Genomic DNA, 15,522 nt, shown 5'->3' on the forward strand with positions numbered 1-15,522 from the left:
CGGGCCGGTTCTTCTACGCTGGCGCTGCCACCGAGGAGGGCTGCCAGATGAGCGAAGGCCTGGATTCACGAGTGAGCGCGATCCGAACGGTCGCGCTGGTTGGCCCGGCGGCAGCCGGCAAGACGCTGCTGCTGGACGCGCTGCTGGCGCATGCCGGCGTCATCCCGCAGGCCGGCAGCATCGAGCGCGGCAGCACGGTGAGCGACCACGATCCGCTGGAGAAGCGCCTCGGGCATTCGCTGCAATCGAGCCTAGCCCACTTCACGCACGGCGGCATCCGCGTGCACGCCATCGACACGCCCGGCGCGCCGGACTTCGTCGGCCAGGCCCTGCCGGCGCTGGAGGCGGCGGACACGGCCATCGTCGTCATCAATGCGCAGAACGGCATCGAGCTGATGGCCCAGCGCCTGCTGGCCGCCGCCGGCGAGCGCGGGCTGGCGCGTTTGATCGTCGTCAACAAGATCGACTGCCCGGACACCGACCTGCCCGCGCTGCTGGCGCAGATCCGCGAGGTGTTCGGCAAGGAATGCCTGCCGCTGAACCTGCCGGCCCAGGGGGCCAGGCGCGTCGCCGACTGCTTCTTCGCGGCCTCTCCTCCCGACGGACTAGAGGCCGATTTTTCGTCCGTGGCCGAGGCGCACCGCGCGCTGGTCGAACAGGTCGTGGAAGTGGATGCGGCCTTCGTCGACCGCTACCTGACCGACGGCGATGTCGACCCGCGCGAACTGCACGCGCCGCTGGAGCAGGCGCTGCGCGAAGGCCACCTGATCCCGGTCTGCTTCTGCTCGGCCAGGACGGGCGCGGGCATCGCCGAGCTGCTCGCGGCCATCGAGGCGTTGATGCCCAACCCGGCGGAGGGCAATCCGCCGCCCTTCCTGGAGGGCAAGGGCACCGAGCCCCAGCCGTATCCAGCCCGCCCCGACCCGGCCGGCCATGTGCTGGCCCACGTCTTCAAGATCGTGTCCGACCCCTACCTCGGCAAGCTGGGCGTCATGCGCGTGCACCAGGGCCGCGTCGCCAAGGGCGGCATGTTGTTCGTCGGGCACGCGCGCAAGCCCATCCGCGTGGGCCACCTCTTCATGCTGCAGGGCGCCAGGCACGTCGACATTGACGAGGCGCTGCCGGGCGACCTGTGCGCCGTCGCCAAGGTCGATGACATCGCCTTCGACGCCGTGCTGCACGACGCGCAGGAGGACGAGCACATCTTCCTCAAGCCGCTGGACTTCCCGACGCCCGTGCACGGCCTGGCCATCAGCCCTGCGCGCCGCGGCGACGAGCAGAAGCTCTGGGAAGTGCTGAGCCGGCTGGTGGACGAAGACCCCTGCCTGCGCATCGAGCAGGCCGGCGAGACGCACCAGACCCTGGTCTATGGCCTGGGCGAGCTGCACCTGCGCCTGCTGCTGGAGCGGCTGCGCGAGCTCTACAAGGGCGAGGTCGTCACCGAGCCGCCGCGCATCGCCTACCGCGAGACGGTGTCGGCGCCGGCCGAGGGCCACTACCGCCACAAGAAGCAGAGCGGCGGCGCGGGGCAGTTCGGCGAGGTCTACCTGCGCATCGAGCCGCTGGAGCGCGGCGCGGGCTTCGAGTTCGTTGATGCGGTCAAGGGCGGCACGATTCCGGGCCAGTTCATGCCGGCCGTCGAGAAGGGCGTGCGCTCAGGCCTGGCCAGCGGCGTCATCGCCGGCTACCCGCTGGTGGACCTGCGCGTCGTCGTCTACGACGGCAAGCACCACTCGGTGGACAGCAAGGAAATCGCCTTTGTCACCGCCGGTCGCCGCGCCTTGATCGAGGCCGTGCGCGAGGCCCGGCCCCTGGTGCTGGAGCCCATCGTGCAGGTGGAGATCACGGCGCCGGAGCACAGCATCGGCGACATCACCGGCGACCTGGCCTCACGCCGCGGCCAGGTCAACGGCACGCGGGCGGCCGTGCCGGGCAGCCTGGTCGTGCAAGGGCTGGCACCACTGGCGGAGCTGGCGAGCTACCAGTCCAGGCTCAATGCCATGACGGCCGGCGAGGGGCGCTACACGCTGCTGCTGTCGCACTACGAGGCGGTGCCGCCGAACACGCAGACCAGCCTGGTTGGCGCCTACAAGGCGGGCGACGACGTCGACTGAGCCCCGCGCGCCGGGGCAAGGGGCGTTGGTCAACGCTCATTTATCATTGCGCCCCATGCCCAGCGCCCCCCGCGACGTCGCGCAGATCCGATTGGACAACGCGATGCGGCTGTTCGAAGAGTTCGTCAGCGCCACCGTCAGACACCCCGATGCCGCCACCCTGCGCGGTCTGGAGCGCCGTTTCGCGGAGCGCCTGCAGATCCAGCCCAGCTACTGGAGCCAGATCAAGGGCCGCTCGCGGCAGATCGGCGAGCGCCTGGCGCGGCAGTTCGAGCAGCTCTGCCACAAGCCGCCGGGCTGGATGGACATCGAGCACGGCCTAGCCCCGGCGCCCGCTCCGCTGGCCAGCATGGCCGCCGCACTGGCGCCGGCCACTGCCCCGGCGCAGACGCCGCCCAGCATGCCGCAGGACGACGACGAGCGCTTCATCATCGGTCTCGTCCTCACCTATTACCGCCGCCACCCGCAGCGCGCCCGCACGCGGCTGCTGGATCTGCTCGGCGAGGTGCTGACGCCCGAGCCTGCCGCCGCGCCTCGCGCAGCGCCCAAACCGGCCGCGCCCAGCCCCCAGGCCGAGCTGGACGAGTGGCGCAGGTTGCAGTCCGGCATCGCGCCGCTCAAGGCCAAGAAGCGCTGAGCGCAGGCGGCCCGCGAGTCGGGCGGCATGCGCCGGCTTGCGCAGATCGATCTGCACATCCGTCAGTGGACAGGCCGATCCCTCCAGATTAGGGATGTTGGATAAAAACCGCTTGCGCAAGATCAACGTTTGTTTATCATTTGCGCAAGTTGTGACGTTGCAGTCCCCAGGCGTCGCAGCGAGGTTGCACACCAACCCCTGACCCGCCCGGCCAGCTTGTCTCGAGCGCAAGCCCCGGGCACTCCGTTCCCTTTCGCGCAGACGCAGGCCCCTCCCGGGTCGAGCCGCTGCATTGCCCGCCGCGCCGCGCGCGGCTTCAACCGGAGCACGCCATGCCCCAGTTCACCTCTCCCCGTCCGATGCAACTGAACCTGCGCAAACCGCGCAATCCGCTCGTCGCGCCGGCCCTGAAACGCCAGGCCGGCCGACATCAGAGCCCGCACGACGCCCGCGCCCAACGCCAGCAGGCCCGCCTGGATCTGCGACGACTGCTGCGCGAGCGCTTCCCCGACGACAGCCCCTGACACAAGCGCACCGCCCCGGCCTCATCCATGCCTGATCCATGTGATGAGGGCCGCCGGCAAGGTGCCAAGGAGACCCTCATGAGATTGATCGAACTGCGCGGCCCCGACGCCGCCGAAACCCACGATGCCTGGGCCCTGCGCTGGAAACGCATCAAGCGCGCCGCCCGTGCCGTCAAGCTGGTGTTCTCGCAGGCCTACCGCCGCCGCCGCGCCCGCAATCACCTGGAGTTCTATGCCGAAGCGGGCGCGCCCGAAGGGGCGCTCTACGTCGACGGAAAACTGATCGCCCAGCTGGAAGGCGTGCGCAGGCTGTGAACTGAGCCGCAAATCGGGGCCGCCTCCGACGAGCAGGCGGCCCCGCCCGGGCCTAGCATCCAGCCATCATGGCCGAGACTCTGCGCCTGACCGCCCCGCTGCCCAGCCTGGATGCCTGGGTGGATGCCTTCGCGCGAGCCGAGATCCCGGTGCTGGCCGAAACGGCCGAGTCGCTGGAGCACATGCGCGCGACGGAGGACGATGTCGACGCCCATGGCCTGGGCGAGATGATCGCCACCGATCCGCTGATGACGCTGAAGGTGCTGGTGCACGCCAGCGAACAGCGCCGCAGCCGCAATGCCGGCCTGCGGGCCGACGCCGAGACGGTGACCGCGGCCCTGGTGCTGACGGGCATCTCGCCGTTCTTCCGCGCCTTCGGCCCGCAGCCGACGCTGGAAGCCGTACTGGCCGACCACGAGGAGGCCCTGCTCGGCCTGTCGCGCGTGCTGCAGCGTGCCGAGCGCGCCTCGCGCTTCGCGCTGGGCTTTGCCGCCCACCGGGCCGACCCCGATGCCGCCATCATCCACAGCGCCGCGCTGCTGCACGACTTCGCCGAGATGCTGCTGTGGGTGCATGCGCCGGACCTGGCGCTGCAGATCGCCGCGCTGCAGGAGGCCGACCGGCATCTGCGCAGCGCCGCCGCCCAGCGCCAGATGCTGGGCATCACGCTGGGCGACCTGGAACAGGCGTTGATGCGGCGCTGGCACCTGCCCGAGCTGCTGACGCGCATCACCAGCGAGAAGGACGGCCGCGACCCGCAGGTGCGCTGCGTGCAGCTGGCCGTGCGCCTGGCGCGGCACACCGCGCGGGGCTGGGACAATGCCGGCGTGCCGGACGACCTGCACGACATCGCCATGCTGCTGAACCTCGGCGAAGCCCACACCCTCAAGCTGCTTCACGATTTCGACTGACGCCGGCGCCAGGCCAGCAGCGCGGCCATGCCCAGCGCGCCGAGCGCGGCGGTGCCGGGCTCCGGCACCGCCGTTGCCGTGAAGTTGGCGTTGTTGGGCGCGAAGTCCGAGATGGCGGCGTTGCCGGCGAAGGCGCCGTCGCGTGGCCAGAGGTTGAAGGTGTAGTCCAGCTTGTTCGTGAAGCCGGTGCCGGGCAGCAGGCTGCCGCTGACGACGCCGGTGATGGTCTTGCCGCTGATCGTCACGGAACCGGCCGGCAGCGCGCCGACGCCGGCCACGGTGCCCGTGCCATCGGGGCGCAGGATGATGACGCGGTCGAAGCGCACGCCGTTCAGGCCCAGGCTGCTGAAGCCGGTCGTGCCAGCGCCGCGGTTGACACCCCAGACGTAGAAGCCGGTGGCCGTGCTGCCAACGCTGCCGTCCAGCGTCGCCGTCAGCGTGAAGACATCGGTGGAAGCGTTGTAGAAGACGCTGGCGCTCAGCACATCCAGATCGCTGCTGGCAATGCTGCCGGCGAAGGTGACGAGGAAGTCGCCCTTGGGGCCGGTGATGCCATCGAGTGCCTGGCTGGCCAGGGGCAGGCCAAGCAGGGCCAGGGTGGCGGAGATCGAGACGAGAAGGCGCATGCTGACTCCACAAGGATTTAGTTGACGGGGCCGATGCGGCCTCCCTGCATGGACGGTTGCCCCGGCGGGCTATTCCCCACCCCTCTAGAACTTCGACCGCCGGGCCTCCTGCGACATCAGGTGACGCAGGCGCTCGCGGCCGCGCGACAGGCGGGACATGACGGTGCCCATGGGAATACCCAGGGCCTGGGCGACTTCCGCATAGCCCAGACCGTCGAGCGCCACGAGGAGCAGCACCTCGCGCTGCTCCTCGGGCAGGGCCAGCAGGGTTTTCTGCAGGTCACGCAGGATCAGGCGCTCGGCCTGGGCCGCGGCGACGGGGATCTCGGGCGCCTGCTCGTCCAGGTCCACCGTTTCCAGCCGGCCGCGCCGCAGCGCATCGACGTGCAGGTTGTGCATGATGCTGAACAGCCAGGTGCGCATGTCGCCCACCTCTTGCCAGAGGCCGGCGCGCGACCAGGCGCGCTCCAGCGTGTCCTGCAGCAGATCGTCGGCGTCCTCGCGGTTGCGCCGCAGCACGCGGGCGTAGCGCCGCAGTCGCGGCAGCCAGCCCAGCATCTGGCCGGGATCGGGGTGGGGGGAGAACGGGTCGACCGCCGTCATGGCCGGTGAATGCCACCGGCCGCCTTCCCGGTTCAACCCGGGTGATTTCAGACGGGCACGGCCGTCGTGTTCTTCAGCCGCTCCAGCACGAAGCTGGTCTTGCAATCCTGCACGCTGGGGTGCTTGAGCAGGGTGTCGCTGATGAAGCGGGCGTAATGCTGCATGTCCTGCACCAGCACCCTCAGCAGGTAGTCCATCTCGCCGGTCAGCGCGGCGCACTCCACCACCTCGGGCCAGGTCTGCACGGCGGCACGGAAGAGGTCGCGCGGATTGCGCAACGGGTTGTCGGTCTGCTTCTCCAGGCGCACGTTCAGGTAGGCCGTAAGCCCGAGACCCACGCGCTCCGGCGGCACCAGGGCCACGTAGGCCGCGATGACGCCCGCCTCCTCCAGCCGGCGCACGCGGCGCAGCACGGCCGACGACGACAGCCCGGCCTCGGCGGCCAGCGCGTCGTAGGTCAGGCGGCCATCGGTCTGCAGTGCACGCAGGATGCGGCGGTCGATGGCGTCGAGCTCGATGGAGGCGTCCATGCGGGAAATTGTGCAGCCTTCCTGCGCCTGGGGCCGCCTAAAGTCTCGAATCCCGTGAAACCCCCGAACCTTCGACGCCTGGCGGCCCTGCTGCTGTTCACCGCCGCCGCGCCGCTGGCGCGGGCGGACGAGATCGTGCTGGCCTCGCCAGACTACTGGTGCCCCTTCAGCTGCAAGGCCGGCGCGGCGCAGGAGGGCTTCACGGTGGACATCGTGCGCGAGATCTTCACGGCCGCCGGTCACCATGTGCGCCTGGTCAACGAGAACTACAGCCGCGCGCTGCTCGACGTGCGCGCCGGCACCTACGCGGCCACGCCATCCACCGCCCGGGACGAGGCACCGGACTTCGTCTTCCCCGCGCAGCCGATCTCGCGCAACCGCTACTGCGCCTATGTGCGGGCCGACAGCCGCTGGATCTACCGCGACGCGGCCAGCCTGGCGCAACTGCAGCATGTCGGCATCATCCGCGACTACGCCTACGGCGCGACGCTGGACGCCGCGATCAAGGCCGCGCCGCAGCGCTTCGAGGTGCACACCGGCGACGGGCTGACCGAGCGCATGCTGCGACGGCTGCAACTGGGCCGCCTGGACGCCTTCATCGAGGAAGAGAGCCTGGTCGCCTACGCGCTCAAGCAGCATCCCGCCCTGGCTGCGCGCGTGGCCGGCTGCGAGACGCCGAGCTATGCCTACATGGCCATTTCGCCGGGCCACCCCAAGGCGCAGGAGTACGCGCGCCTGTTCGACGACGGCATGCCCAAGCTGCGCCGCAGCGGCCGCCTGAAAGCCATCCTGGCCGCCTACGGATTGACCGAATGGCCGGCGCCGCCGCCCTGACGAACGCACGATTCCTGCGCCAGATCAAGGCGCGGCGCCAAAATTTGCATGAATTCTGCGAGCCTGGCGCCGCAGAATTTTCAGCTTCCGACATTCACCTCGCGAGGCAGACATGGCCAAGTTCACGCCCTGGGACAACCCGATGGGTACCGACGGTTTCGAGTTCATCGAGTTCGCCGCCCCCGATCCGGCCGCCCTCGGCAAGCTGTTCGAGACCATGGGCTTCAAGGCCGTCGCCAAGCACCGCCACAAGAAGGTGACGCTCTACCGCCAGGGCGGCGTCAACTTCATCATCAACGCCGAGACCGACTCCTTCGCCCAGCGCTTCGCCCGCCTGCACGGGCCGTCGATCTGCGCAATCGCCTTTCGCGTGCAGGACGCCGCCCACGCCTACCAGCGCGCACTGGAGTTGGGCGCCTGGGGCTTCGACAACAAGGCCGGCCCGATGGAGCTGAACATCCCGGCCATCAAGGGCATCGGCGACTCCCTGATCTATTTCGTCGACCGCTGGCAGGGCAAGGGCGGCGCCAAGGCCGGCGCCATCGGCAACATCTCGATCTACGACGTGGACTTCGTGCCGCTGCTCGGTGCCGACGGCCAGCCGGTGGACGCCAACCCGGCGGGCCACGGCCTGACCGAGATCGACCACCTGACGCACAACGTCTTCCGCGGCCGCATGAAGGAGTGGTCGGAGTTCTACGAGCGCTTCTTCAACTTCCGCGAGGTGCGCTACTTCGACATCGAGGGCAAGCTGACCGGCCTGAAGAGCAAGGCCATGACCAGCCCCTGCGGCAAGATCCGCATCCCGATCAACGAGAGCAGCGACGACAAGAGCCAGATCGCCGAGTACCTGGACCTGTACCACGGCGAGGGCATCCAGCACGTGGCGCTAGGCACCACCGACATCTACGGCACGGTCGAAGGCATGAAGAGCACCGGCGTCCAGTTCCAGGACACCATCGACACCTACTTCGACCTCATCGACAAGCGCCTGCCCAACCACGGCGAGAAGGTCGACGAGCTGCGCCGCCTGCGCATCCTCATCGACGGCGCCACCCACCTGGGCGCCGACAACGAACTGCTGCTGCAGATCTTCACCAAGGAAGTGATCGGCCCGATCTTCTTCGAGCTCATCCAGCGCAAGGGCAACGAGGGCTTCGGCGAGGGCAACTTCAAGGCCCTGTTCGAGAGCATCGAGCTGGATCAGATCCGCCGCGGCGTGCTGAAGGACGAGCCGGCCAAGGCGGTCTGAAGGCACGAGGCACGAAGGGCCTCCTGAAGGAGTCCCCAGGCCTGGTCCGAATGAACCAGGCCCATGTGGCCCACGCCGTCCACGCGGTGCGCGCGTGAGCCGCCCAGGATGGCCGTCTCGGCCGGGTTGACGACCTGGTCGCACGGCGTCCAGAAGCAGTCCACGTCCGGCAGGCCCGGCAGCTCGGCCAGCCAGGCGCTGCCCTGGCGCATCTGCGCGGCGTTGACGCCGATGCCCAGCGCCGCCATGCGCGTGCCCTGGTGGGGCGAGCCCAGCGTGATGGCGTGCGGCGCTTCGTGGTCGGTGCCGAACTTGCGCCACCAGGCGCGCAGTGCCAGCCCGCCCATGCTGTGGGCGCAGAGCACGGGCATGCGGCCGGTGAGCGTCTTCAGCTTCTGCACGCCGGCCTCGATCTCGTCGGCATAGGCGTCGATGCTGCCGAAGGCCGGCTTCAGCGACGGTGCGACGAAGGCCACGCCTTGCGCGCGCAGCCGCCGCATCCAGCCGTTCCAGCGCCCGCGATTGCAGGAGAAGCCGTGCACCAGCAGCACGCCAGCCGGGGCGCCCGCAGGCAGGTGGTCGGGTTCGGCCCATTCACACCAGGGCTGGCGCCAGGAAAACGCCAGCTCGCTGGCCATGGCCTCGCCCAGCCAGGCGCGCAGCAACTGGCCCCAGCCGGGCGCCGGCCGGTTCACCCAGCGCAGCTGGATGAAGCCACAGGCCAGCACGAGGCTCTGCAGCCCCAGCGTCAGCAGCCCCCAGCCCCAGCCGGCCAACCATCCCACCGCCAGCGCCAGCGCCAGACGCATGAGCACCCAGATCCTCTGCAGCCTCCCGTTCATCGCCCCAGTCTAAGCGGGCAGAATGATCGGGCCCCATGGATGAACTGAGTGCCGAATCCCTGCTGAAGGAGCTGCGTGCCGTCGATGCCGAACGCGCCCGCCGCGCTGCCGACCCCGTGCTCGAGGCGCGCGTCCAGGCCCTCAAGGGCTGGCAGCAGCGCCGCTTCGCCGACACCTACGCCGACCTGCTCGCCCACCCGCGCTACGAGGCAGCCACACGTTTCTTCCTGCACGAGCTCTACGGGCCGGACGACTTCCAGCAGCGCGACGCCCAGTTCGCCCGCGTCATCCCGACACTGACCCGCCTCTTCCCCGAGGAGGTCGTCGAGACGGTGGCCCGGCTGGCCCGACTGCACGCGCTGTCCGAGCGCCTGGACACGCGCATGGCCGAGCTCCTGCCGTCGCCCGACATCACGCCGGCCGGGTACGGCATCGCCTGGCGCGCTTGCGGCGAGCCGGACTCGCGCCAGCAGCAGATCGAGCTGACGATGGCCGTGGGCCAGTCGCTGGACCGGCTCACGCGCAAGCCGCTGCTGCGTCAGACGCTGAGGCTGATGCGCGGCCCGGCGCAGATGGCGGGGCTGGGCGCGCTGCAGAGCTTCCTCGAAAGCGGCTTCGACACCTTCCGTGCCATGAAGGGTGCCGGCGAATTCCTGGCCACGGTGAAGCAGCGCGAGGACGCGCTGGCGCGCGCCCTCTTCAGCGGTAACTGAATGTCTTGTCGCCGCCGCGACGTAGGGCAAGTCCCCTAGTCGGGTTACACGGCGGAACACAAGATCAGCGACCTTTCTCCGCCGAGGCCCGCCGATGACCGCCGCCGTTGCCACCCTGGATGACGCCCCCGTGCTGAGCTCACGCCTCACCTCGCACGATCGGCCCTGGCTGGCCAGCTATCCGGCCGGCGTGCCAGCGCAGATCGACACCGGCGTCTACGGCTCGCTGGTGGACCTGCTGAACGAGGCCTTCCGCAAGCACGCCCAGCGCGACGCGGCCATCTGCATGGGCCAGCGCATGCGCTTCGCGGAGATCGACCAGCTCTCCACGCAGCTGGGCGCCTGGCTGCAGGCCCAGGGGCTCAAGCAGGGCGACCGCGTCGCCATCATGATGCCCAACCTGCTGCAGTACGGCGTGGCCATCGCGGCCATCCTGCGCGCGGGCTTCGTCGTCGTGAACGTGAACCCGCTGTACACGCCGCGCGAGCTGGAGCACCAGCTCAAGGACTCCGGCGCCCGCGCCATCGTCGTGCTGGAGAACTTCGCGCACACGCTGGAAGAGGTCATCGCCGCCACCGACGTGAAGCACGTGGTGCTCGCCTCCATGGGCGACCTGCTGAACTGGTGGAAGGGCCCGCTGATCAACTTCGCCGTGCGCCACCTGAAGAAGATGGTGCCAGAGTTCCGTCTGCCCGTGGGCGACGGCCGCACCGTGGTGCGCTTCAACGAGGCCCTGAGCCACGGCGAGCGCCTGCATCTGAAGAAGCCCGAACTCGGCCCCGATGACGTCGCCTTCCTGCAGTACACCGGCGGCACGACCGGCGTGTCCAAGGGCGCGACGCTGCTGCACCGCAACATCGTCGCCAACATCCTGCAGGTCGAGGCCTGGTTCCAGCCCATGCTGGCTAGGCTGCCCGACCAGAACATGCAGTTCACCAACGTCTGCGCGCTGCCGCTGTATCACATCTTCGCGCTGACGGCCTGCTTCATGCTCGGTGCGCGCATGGGCCACCTGAACATCCTGGTGCCCAACCCGCGCGACATCCCCGGCTTCATCGACACCCTGCGCGGCCACAAGGTCCACATCTTCCCGGCCGTCAACACGCTGTTCAACGCGCTGGCCAACGAACCGGGCTTCTCGCGCCTGGACTTCTCCGAGCTGGTCATCTCCAACGGTGGCGGCATGGCCGTGCAGCAGGCCACGGCCGAGAAATGGCTCAAGGTCACCGGCTGCCCGGTGGTGGAGGGCTATGGCCTGTCGGAGACCTCGCCGGCGGCCACCATCAATCCGCTGGACCAGCGCGCCTTCAACGGCAGCATCGGCCTGCCGGTGCCGTCCACCGAAATCGCCATCCGCGACGACGACGGCCGCGACGTGCCCATCGGCGAGCGCGGCGAGATCTGCATCCGCGGCCCGCAGGTCATGGCCGGCTACTGGAAGCGCCCCGACGAAACCGCCAACGTCATGTACGCCGACGGCTTCTTCAAGAGCGGCGACATCGGCATCATGGACGAGCGCGGCTATGTGCGCATCGTCGACCGCAAGAAGGACATGATCCTGGTCAGCGGCTTCAACGTCTACCCGACCGAGATCGAGCAGGTGGTCAACATGCACCCCGGCGTGCTCGAGTGCGCCGCCGTCGGCGTGCCGGACGCCAAGTCCGGCGAGGCGGTCAAGCTCTTCGTCGTCAAGAGCGACCCGGCCCTGGCCGAGGAAGACCTGACCGCCTACTGCCACGAACAGATGACGGCCTACAAGCGGCCCAGGTTCATCGAGTTCCGCGACGAGCTGCCCAAGAGCAACGTCGGCAAGATCCTGCGCAGAGAACTGCGCACCAACACCGCCTGAGCCTTGCCAGGCCGCCGAAGGCCGGCCGCCCCTCCAGCGACTCCCGCTGATCCGGCTTAGCCGGGCAGCGCGGAGTGCCCCTTGAGGGGCCGGCGAAGCCGGTAGGGGTGGGCTAAATCTAGAACGGGTTGTTCCTGGCGCGGGTCAGCGCCAGCGTGCCGATGCGCTGCTGTGCGCTCGGGCCCAGCAAGGTGTCGCCCGCCCACAGCCACTGCGTGGTGCTGGCGTCGGTAACGAGGGTATCGGTCGTGCAGTCCTGGCGGGCGACGTCGTTGCGGCAGGCCGCATCCACCACATTGACGTAGCCGAAGGCCGCGGGGAAGCGCGCGATCTGCTGGATGGTCTCGTCCACCAGCACCAGGCCGATCAGGCGGCCGTCGTTGAGCAGGTTCAGGCGCAGCGAAGTGTTGAAGGCCGTGCTCAGGTCATCCAGGAAGATGGCGCGGTCGATGTCGGTCTGCTGCTGCTTTTCCTTCTGGCCGAAGGGCGTCAGGCCGACGTCGAAGATGGTGCCCACCAGCACGCGGCCGTTGGCATTGGCGATGCGGTTGGCCTGTTCGGCCAGCAGCTTGCCGCGGGCCTTGGCCTCGTTGATCAGCGAGTCGCGGCTCTGGGCCGGGAACTGGCGGTAGAGCTCCAGGATGTCGTTGACGCCGACCATGATGGACACCAGGTCCTTGGGGCCGAAACGGTCGTTGGACAGGTGCTGGTCGATCTTGTCGCGCACATCGGCCACCTTGACGCCGGCCGCCGCGTACATGATGCCCTGGGGCAGCGCGACGAAGTCGCTGTTGCATTGCGGGTAGACGAAGGCGAAGCCGCTGGCCAGGATCTGGCTCCAGTTCGGGTTCAGGCGGCAGTCCACCAGCTTGGTGTCGGCGTTCAGGCCGTTGATGCCGTACTTCTTGCCGCTTTGCAGGATGGTGCCGCTCTCGTCGCCGAAGGCGATGACGCGGGTCGGTGCGAAGGGGTCGATCTGCTGCGTGCTGCCGCCGCCGCAGCCGGCGATCAGCGCGGCCGCCGCGACCGCGGCCAGGACCAGGCCGCGCTTGATTTTCTTGGAGACAACACGTTGCATGACGATCAACTCAGGGCAGGAAAACTCAATCGGTGAAGGCGGCGGCGGCCCGGCTGAGCCGGTCGCGCACGCCATCCCAGGCCGGGTCGCGCGGAGGCGCCTCGACCCAGATCTCGCGGGCGCCGGCCGCATCCAGGGCCCGCAGCACCGCAAACAGCTCGTGGGCCGCCGCCGCCGGGTCGCCCGGCTGCGGCTGCCAGCGCCAGGCCGGCAGCTGGGCGCGTGAATATACCGCCACCCCTTCCAGCCCCCCGCTGGCCGCCGCTGTCGCAAAAAGTAAAGCCAGCCGGTCGGCGTCGAGCAGGCGCACGCGGGCGCTGGGTGCGTAATGGGCGGCCAGCGTGCCGGAAGCCTTGGGCGCGGCGGCGTCGGGCTCGGCCAGGGCCTCGCCCAGCGCCGCCTCGATGCGGGCGCGGCTGATCAGCCCGGGCCGCAGCAGGGCGGGCCGCTCGCGGCTGCAGTCGACGATGCTCGATTCGATGCCCACCTCGCAGGCGCCGCCGTCCAGCACCATCAGCCCGGGGCCGAATTCCTCGACCACGTGGCGGGCCAGCGTCGGGCTGACGCGGCCGAAACGGTTGGCGCTGGGGGCGGCCACGCCCGGCACACCCAGCTTGCGCGCAGCCGCCAGCACGGCGCGGGCCACCGGATGGGCCGGCGAGCGCAGCGCCACGGTGGCCTGCCGGCCGGCGGCGGCCTCGGCCACGCCGGACGCGCGCGGCACGATGACGGTCAGCGGGCCGGGCCAGAAGGCATCCATCAGCCGGCGCGCGGTGTCGGGCAGGTGGTCGGCAAACGGCTCGGCGCCGGCAGCGTCCAGCACGTGGACGATGAGCGGATGGTCGGCCGGGCGGCCCTTGGCGGCAAAGATCTTCGCCACGGCGACGTCCCGGTCGGCCCGCGCGGCCAGGCCATAGACGGTCTCGGTCGGCAGGCCCAGCAGCTCACCGTCCGCCAGGCGCCGGGCGGCGGACTGGACGGCGTCAGCGTCGTTGCCGGGCAGTGCGGACATCAGAAATCCGTGGGCAGGCCCAGGATGGCAGCGGCCTGAACGGCAACGGCATGCGCCGCTTCGGGCGTCTCGGCCGTGATGTTCAGGTGGCCCATCTTGCGGCCGTGGCGTGCGTCCGACTTGCCGTAGAGATGCAGATGCGTGCCCGGCAGGGCCAGCACGCGGTCCCAGGCGGGCGGGGTCGGGCCGCCTTCCTCGCCGAACCACAGGTCGCCCAGCAGGTTCAGCATGACGCTGGCCGAATGCTGACGCGGCTCGGGCAGCGGCAGGCCGGCCAGGGCCCGCACCTGCAACTCGAACTGCGACATGTCGCAGCCGTTCATCGTCCAGTGCCCGGAGTTATGCGGCCGCGGCGCCATCTCGTTGACGACCAGGCGGCCGTCGTCCAGCCAGAAGAATTCGATGCAGAGCACGCCGACATAGCCCAGCGCCTCGGCCACCTGGCGGGCGGCGGCCACGGCCAGCTTCTCCACCTCGGGCGGCACGTCGGGCGCCGGCACCTCGGTGACGGCCAGGATGCCGCCGCGGTGCAGGTTCTGCTGGACGGGGTAATTGACCATCTGGCCATCCGCGCCGCGCGCCACCAGCACGCTGAGCTCGAACCTCAGCGGCAGCAGCTGCTCCAGCACGCAGGGCACGCGCTTCAGATTGGCCCAGGCCTCGGCCAGCTCGGCAGCCGTGCCCACGCGCACCTGGCCCTTGCCGTCATAGCCCATGCGGCTGGTCTTCAGGATGCCGGGCAGCAGCGTCGGGTCGACGGCGGCCAGCTCGATGTCGTTGGTGATGACGGCGTACGGCGCGCACGGCACGCCGGCGGCCTCGAAATGCGCCTTCTCGACCGCGCGGTCCTGGCAGACGGCCACGGCTGCCGCGGCCGGCGCGACGATGCGCATGCCGGCCAGCGTCTGCAGCGCCACGGCCGGCACGTTCTCGAACTCGGTCGTGATGGCGTCGCAGTCGCGCGCCAGCTGGGCCAGGCCCACCGGGTCGAGATAGTCGGCCTTGACGTGTATTTCGGCGACGGAGCCGGCCGGGCTGACGGCATCCGGGTCCAGCACCACGCAGCGGTAGCCCAGCGCCTGAGCCGCGTGGACGAACATACGGCCCAGCTGGCCGCCGCCGAGGACGCCCAGCGTCGCGGCGCCCGGGAGTAGCGCGCTCAACGCAGATCCTCGGTCATGGCCTGCGCGGCCGCCGTCTGCTTCGCGCGGAAGGCATTCAGCCTGGCCAGCAGCACAGCATCGCACGTCGCCAGCATGGCCACGGCGAACAGCGCCGCGTTGGCCGCGCCGGCGTTGCCGATCGCGAAGGTCGCTACCGGGATGCCCTTGGGCATCTGCACGATGGAGTGCAGCGAGTCCACGCCCTGCAGGTGCCGGCTGGCGACCGGCACGCCCAGCACCGGCACCGTCGTCTTGGCCGCCAGCATGCCCGGCAGGTGGGCAGCGCCGCCGGCGCCGGCGATGATGGCCTTCAGCCCGCGGCCCGCGGCGGCTTCGGCGTAAGCAAACATCTCGTCGGGCATGCGGTGGGCCGACACGACCCGCGCCTCGAAGCCGACGCCGAACTCGGTCAGAATCTCGGCCGCCAGCTTCATCGTCTCCCAGTCGCTGCTGGAGCCCATGACGATGCCGATGACGGCGTCCGGGTTCGAGGGGGCTGAGATAGACAAGGCAGGCTCC

General features: G+C 69.9%; 17 protein-coding genes. 9 read left to right on the top strand and 8 right to left on the bottom strand.

Features of this window, described 5'->3' with window-relative positions; genetic code table 11:
• Positions 1-47 precede the first annotated feature (47 nt).
• The 5 genes from fusA to AC07VX_RS10270 all read left to right on the top strand — a co-directional run bounded on the left by fusA (position 48) and on the right by AC07VX_RS10270 (position 4,501).
• The gene (fusA, locus tag AC07VX_RS10250) at positions 48-2,114 is read left to right on the top strand and encodes an elongation factor G (protein ID WP_493164618.1); all 2,067 of its coding nucleotides are present in this window, start codon (positions 48-50) and stop codon (positions 2,112-2,114) included.
• Positions 2,115-2,169: 55 nt separating this feature from the next.
• The gene (locus AC07VX_RS10255; protein ID WP_493164619.1) at positions 2,170-2,751 is read left to right on the top strand and encodes a hypothetical protein; all 582 of its coding nucleotides are present in this window, start codon (positions 2,170-2,172) and stop codon (positions 2,749-2,751) included.
• Between the two features lie 332 nt (positions 2,752-3,083).
• The gene (locus tag AC07VX_RS10260) at positions 3,084-3,275 is read left to right on the top strand and encodes a hypothetical protein (RefSeq protein WP_493164620.1); all 192 of its coding nucleotides are present in this window, start codon (positions 3,084-3,086) and stop codon (positions 3,273-3,275) included.
• Between the two features lie 78 nt (positions 3,276-3,353).
• Positions 3,354-3,590: a hypothetical protein gene (locus AC07VX_RS10265; protein ID WP_493164621.1), complete on the top strand. Its 237-nt coding sequence runs from the start codon at positions 3,354-3,356 to the stop codon at positions 3,588-3,590.
• A 68-nt stretch (positions 3,591-3,658) separates the two neighbouring features.
• Positions 3,659-4,501 (top strand): HDOD domain-containing protein, encoded by an 843-nt coding sequence (locus AC07VX_RS10270; protein WP_493164622.1) that lies wholly within the window; start codon positions 3,659-3,661, stop codon positions 4,499-4,501.
• On the opposite strand, the gene AC07VX_RS10275 is transcribed toward AC07VX_RS10270, so the two are convergent.
• The 3 genes from AC07VX_RS10275 to AC07VX_RS10285 all read right to left on the bottom strand — a co-directional run bounded on the left by AC07VX_RS10275 (position 4,486) and on the right by AC07VX_RS10285 (position 6,260).
• Positions 4,486-5,127 carry a PEP-CTERM sorting domain-containing protein gene (locus AC07VX_RS10275; RefSeq protein ID WP_493164623.1) on the bottom strand — a complete coding sequence of 214 codons (642 nt, stop codon included), beginning with the start codon at positions 5,125-5,127 and terminating at the stop codon, positions 4,486-4,488. The genes AC07VX_RS10270 and AC07VX_RS10275 overlap by 16 nt on opposite strands.
• 84 nt (positions 5,128-5,211) lie before the next feature.
• Positions 5,212-5,730, bottom strand: coding sequence for an RNA polymerase sigma factor (locus AC07VX_RS10280; RefSeq protein ID WP_493164624.1), 519 nt, complete (start codon positions 5,728-5,730; stop codon positions 5,212-5,214).
• Positions 5,731-5,777: 47 nt separating this feature from the next.
• A complete protein-coding gene (locus AC07VX_RS10285) occupies positions 5,778-6,260 on the bottom strand; it encodes an Lrp/AsnC family transcriptional regulator (protein WP_493164625.1) in 483 nt (160 codons plus the stop codon).
• 54 nt (positions 6,261-6,314) lie between these two features.
• Between AC07VX_RS10285 and AC07VX_RS10290 the strand changes: the two genes are divergently transcribed.
• Together AC07VX_RS10290 and hppD are read left to right on the top strand one after the other, a co-directional pair.
• Positions 6,315-7,094, top strand: a complete 780-nt coding sequence (locus AC07VX_RS10290; protein ID WP_493164626.1) for a substrate-binding periplasmic protein — start codon at positions 6,315-6,317, stop codon at positions 7,092-7,094.
• Positions 7,095-7,206: 112 nt separating this feature from the next.
• Positions 7,207-8,346: a 4-hydroxyphenylpyruvate dioxygenase gene (gene hppD / locus AC07VX_RS10295; RefSeq protein ID WP_493164627.1), complete on the top strand. Its 1,140-nt coding sequence runs from the start codon at positions 7,207-7,209 to the stop codon at positions 8,344-8,346.
• Here hppD and AC07VX_RS10300 read toward each other — a convergent pair.
• The gene (locus AC07VX_RS10300; RefSeq protein ID WP_493164628.1) at positions 8,298-9,155 is read right to left on the bottom strand and encodes an esterase/lipase family protein; all 858 of its coding nucleotides are present in this window, start codon (positions 9,153-9,155) and stop codon (positions 8,298-8,300) included. The genes hppD and AC07VX_RS10300 overlap by 49 nt on opposite strands.
• Before the next feature lie 68 nt (positions 9,156-9,223).
• On the opposite strand from AC07VX_RS10300, the gene AC07VX_RS10305 reads away from it, so the two are divergent.
• Positions 9,224-9,901 carry a DUF8198 family protein gene (locus AC07VX_RS10305; RefSeq protein WP_493164629.1) on the top strand — a complete coding sequence of 226 codons (678 nt, stop codon included), beginning with the start codon at positions 9,224-9,226 and terminating at the stop codon, positions 9,899-9,901.
• A 94-nt stretch (positions 9,902-9,995) separates the two neighbouring features.
• The gene (locus AC07VX_RS10310; RefSeq protein ID WP_493164630.1) at positions 9,996-11,750 is read left to right on the top strand and encodes a long-chain-fatty-acid--CoA ligase; all 1,755 of its coding nucleotides are present in this window, start codon (positions 9,996-9,998) and stop codon (positions 11,748-11,750) included.
• A gap of 118 nt (positions 11,751-11,868) precedes the next feature.
• Here AC07VX_RS10310 and AC07VX_RS10315 read toward each other — a convergent pair whose 3' ends face one another.
• From AC07VX_RS10315 to purE, 4 genes are read right to left on the bottom strand one after another with little or no spacing between them, the layout of a single operon-like run.
• A complete protein-coding gene (locus AC07VX_RS10315) occupies positions 11,869-12,828 on the bottom strand; it encodes an SGNH/GDSL hydrolase family protein (RefSeq protein ID WP_493164631.1) in 960 nt (319 codons plus the stop codon).
• 25 nt (positions 12,829-12,853) lie between these two features.
• Positions 12,854-13,840, bottom strand: coding sequence for an L-threonylcarbamoyladenylate synthase (locus tag AC07VX_RS10320; protein WP_493164632.1), 987 nt, complete (start codon positions 13,838-13,840; stop codon positions 12,854-12,856).
• Complete coding sequence (locus AC07VX_RS10325) at positions 13,840-15,003, bottom strand: 5-(carboxyamino)imidazole ribonucleotide synthase (RefSeq protein WP_493164633.1); 1,164 nt, start codon at positions 15,001-15,003, stop codon at positions 13,840-13,842. The genes AC07VX_RS10320 and AC07VX_RS10325 overlap by 1 nt, the downstream gene beginning before the upstream one ends.
• Positions 15,000-15,464: a 5-(carboxyamino)imidazole ribonucleotide mutase gene (gene purE, locus AC07VX_RS10330; RefSeq protein ID WP_493165024.1), complete on the bottom strand. Its 465-nt coding sequence runs from the start codon at positions 15,462-15,464 to the stop codon at positions 15,000-15,002. Before purE ends, AC07VX_RS10325 begins: the two co-directional genes overlap by 4 nt.
• Positions 15,465-15,522: the final 58 nt, after the last annotated feature.

The organism is Roseateles sp. GW821-FHT03B02, from assembly GCF_059421025.1.

Excerpts from the sequence above, each read along its gene's own strand:
- purE (WP_493165024.1), bottom strand. The coding sequence starts at position 15,464 with ATGGGCTCCAGCAGCGACTGGGAGACGATGAAGCTGGCGGCCGAGATT.
- AC07VX_RS10260 (WP_493164620.1), top strand. The coding sequence starts at position 3,084 with ATGCCCCAGTTCACCTCTCCCCGTCCGATGCAACTGAACCTGCGCAAA.
- AC07VX_RS10310 (WP_493164630.1), top strand. The coding sequence starts at position 9,996 with ATGACCGCCGCCGTTGCCACCCTGGATGACGCCCCCGTGCTGAGCTCA.
- AC07VX_RS10315 (WP_493164631.1), bottom strand. The coding sequence starts at position 12,828 with ATGCAACGTGTTGTCTCCAAGAAAATCAAGCGCGGCCTGGTCCTGGCC.
- AC07VX_RS10280 (WP_493164624.1), bottom strand. The coding sequence starts at position 5,730 with ATGACGGCGGTCGACCCGTTCTCCCCCCACCCCGATCCCGGCCAGATG.
- AC07VX_RS10285 (WP_493164625.1), bottom strand. The coding sequence starts at position 6,260 with ATGGACGCCTCCATCGAGCTCGACGCCATCGACCGCCGCATCCTGCGT.
- fusA (WP_493164618.1), top strand. The coding sequence starts at position 48 with ATGAGCGAAGGCCTGGATTCACGAGTGAGCGCGATCCGAACGGTCGCG.
- AC07VX_RS10255 (WP_493164619.1), top strand. The coding sequence starts at position 2,170 with ATGCCCAGCGCCCCCCGCGACGTCGCGCAGATCCGATTGGACAACGCG.
- AC07VX_RS10270 (WP_493164622.1), top strand. The coding sequence starts at position 3,659 with ATGGCCGAGACTCTGCGCCTGACCGCCCCGCTGCCCAGCCTGGATGCC.
- AC07VX_RS10265 (WP_493164621.1), top strand. The coding sequence starts at position 3,354 with ATGAGATTGATCGAACTGCGCGGCCCCGACGCCGCCGAAACCCACGAT.
- AC07VX_RS10300 (WP_493164628.1), bottom strand. The coding sequence starts at position 9,155 with ATGCGTCTGGCGCTGGCGCTGGCGGTGGGATGGTTGGCCGGCTGGGGC.
- AC07VX_RS10320 (WP_493164632.1), bottom strand. The coding sequence starts at position 13,840 with ATGTCCGCACTGCCCGGCAACGACGCTGACGCCGTCCAGTCCGCCGCC.
- AC07VX_RS10305 (WP_493164629.1), top strand. The coding sequence starts at position 9,224 with ATGGATGAACTGAGTGCCGAATCCCTGCTGAAGGAGCTGCGTGCCGTC.
- hppD (WP_493164627.1), top strand. The coding sequence starts at position 7,207 with ATGGCCAAGTTCACGCCCTGGGACAACCCGATGGGTACCGACGGTTTC.
- AC07VX_RS10275 (WP_493164623.1), bottom strand. The coding sequence starts at position 5,127 with ATGCGCCTTCTCGTCTCGATCTCCGCCACCCTGGCCCTGCTTGGCCTG.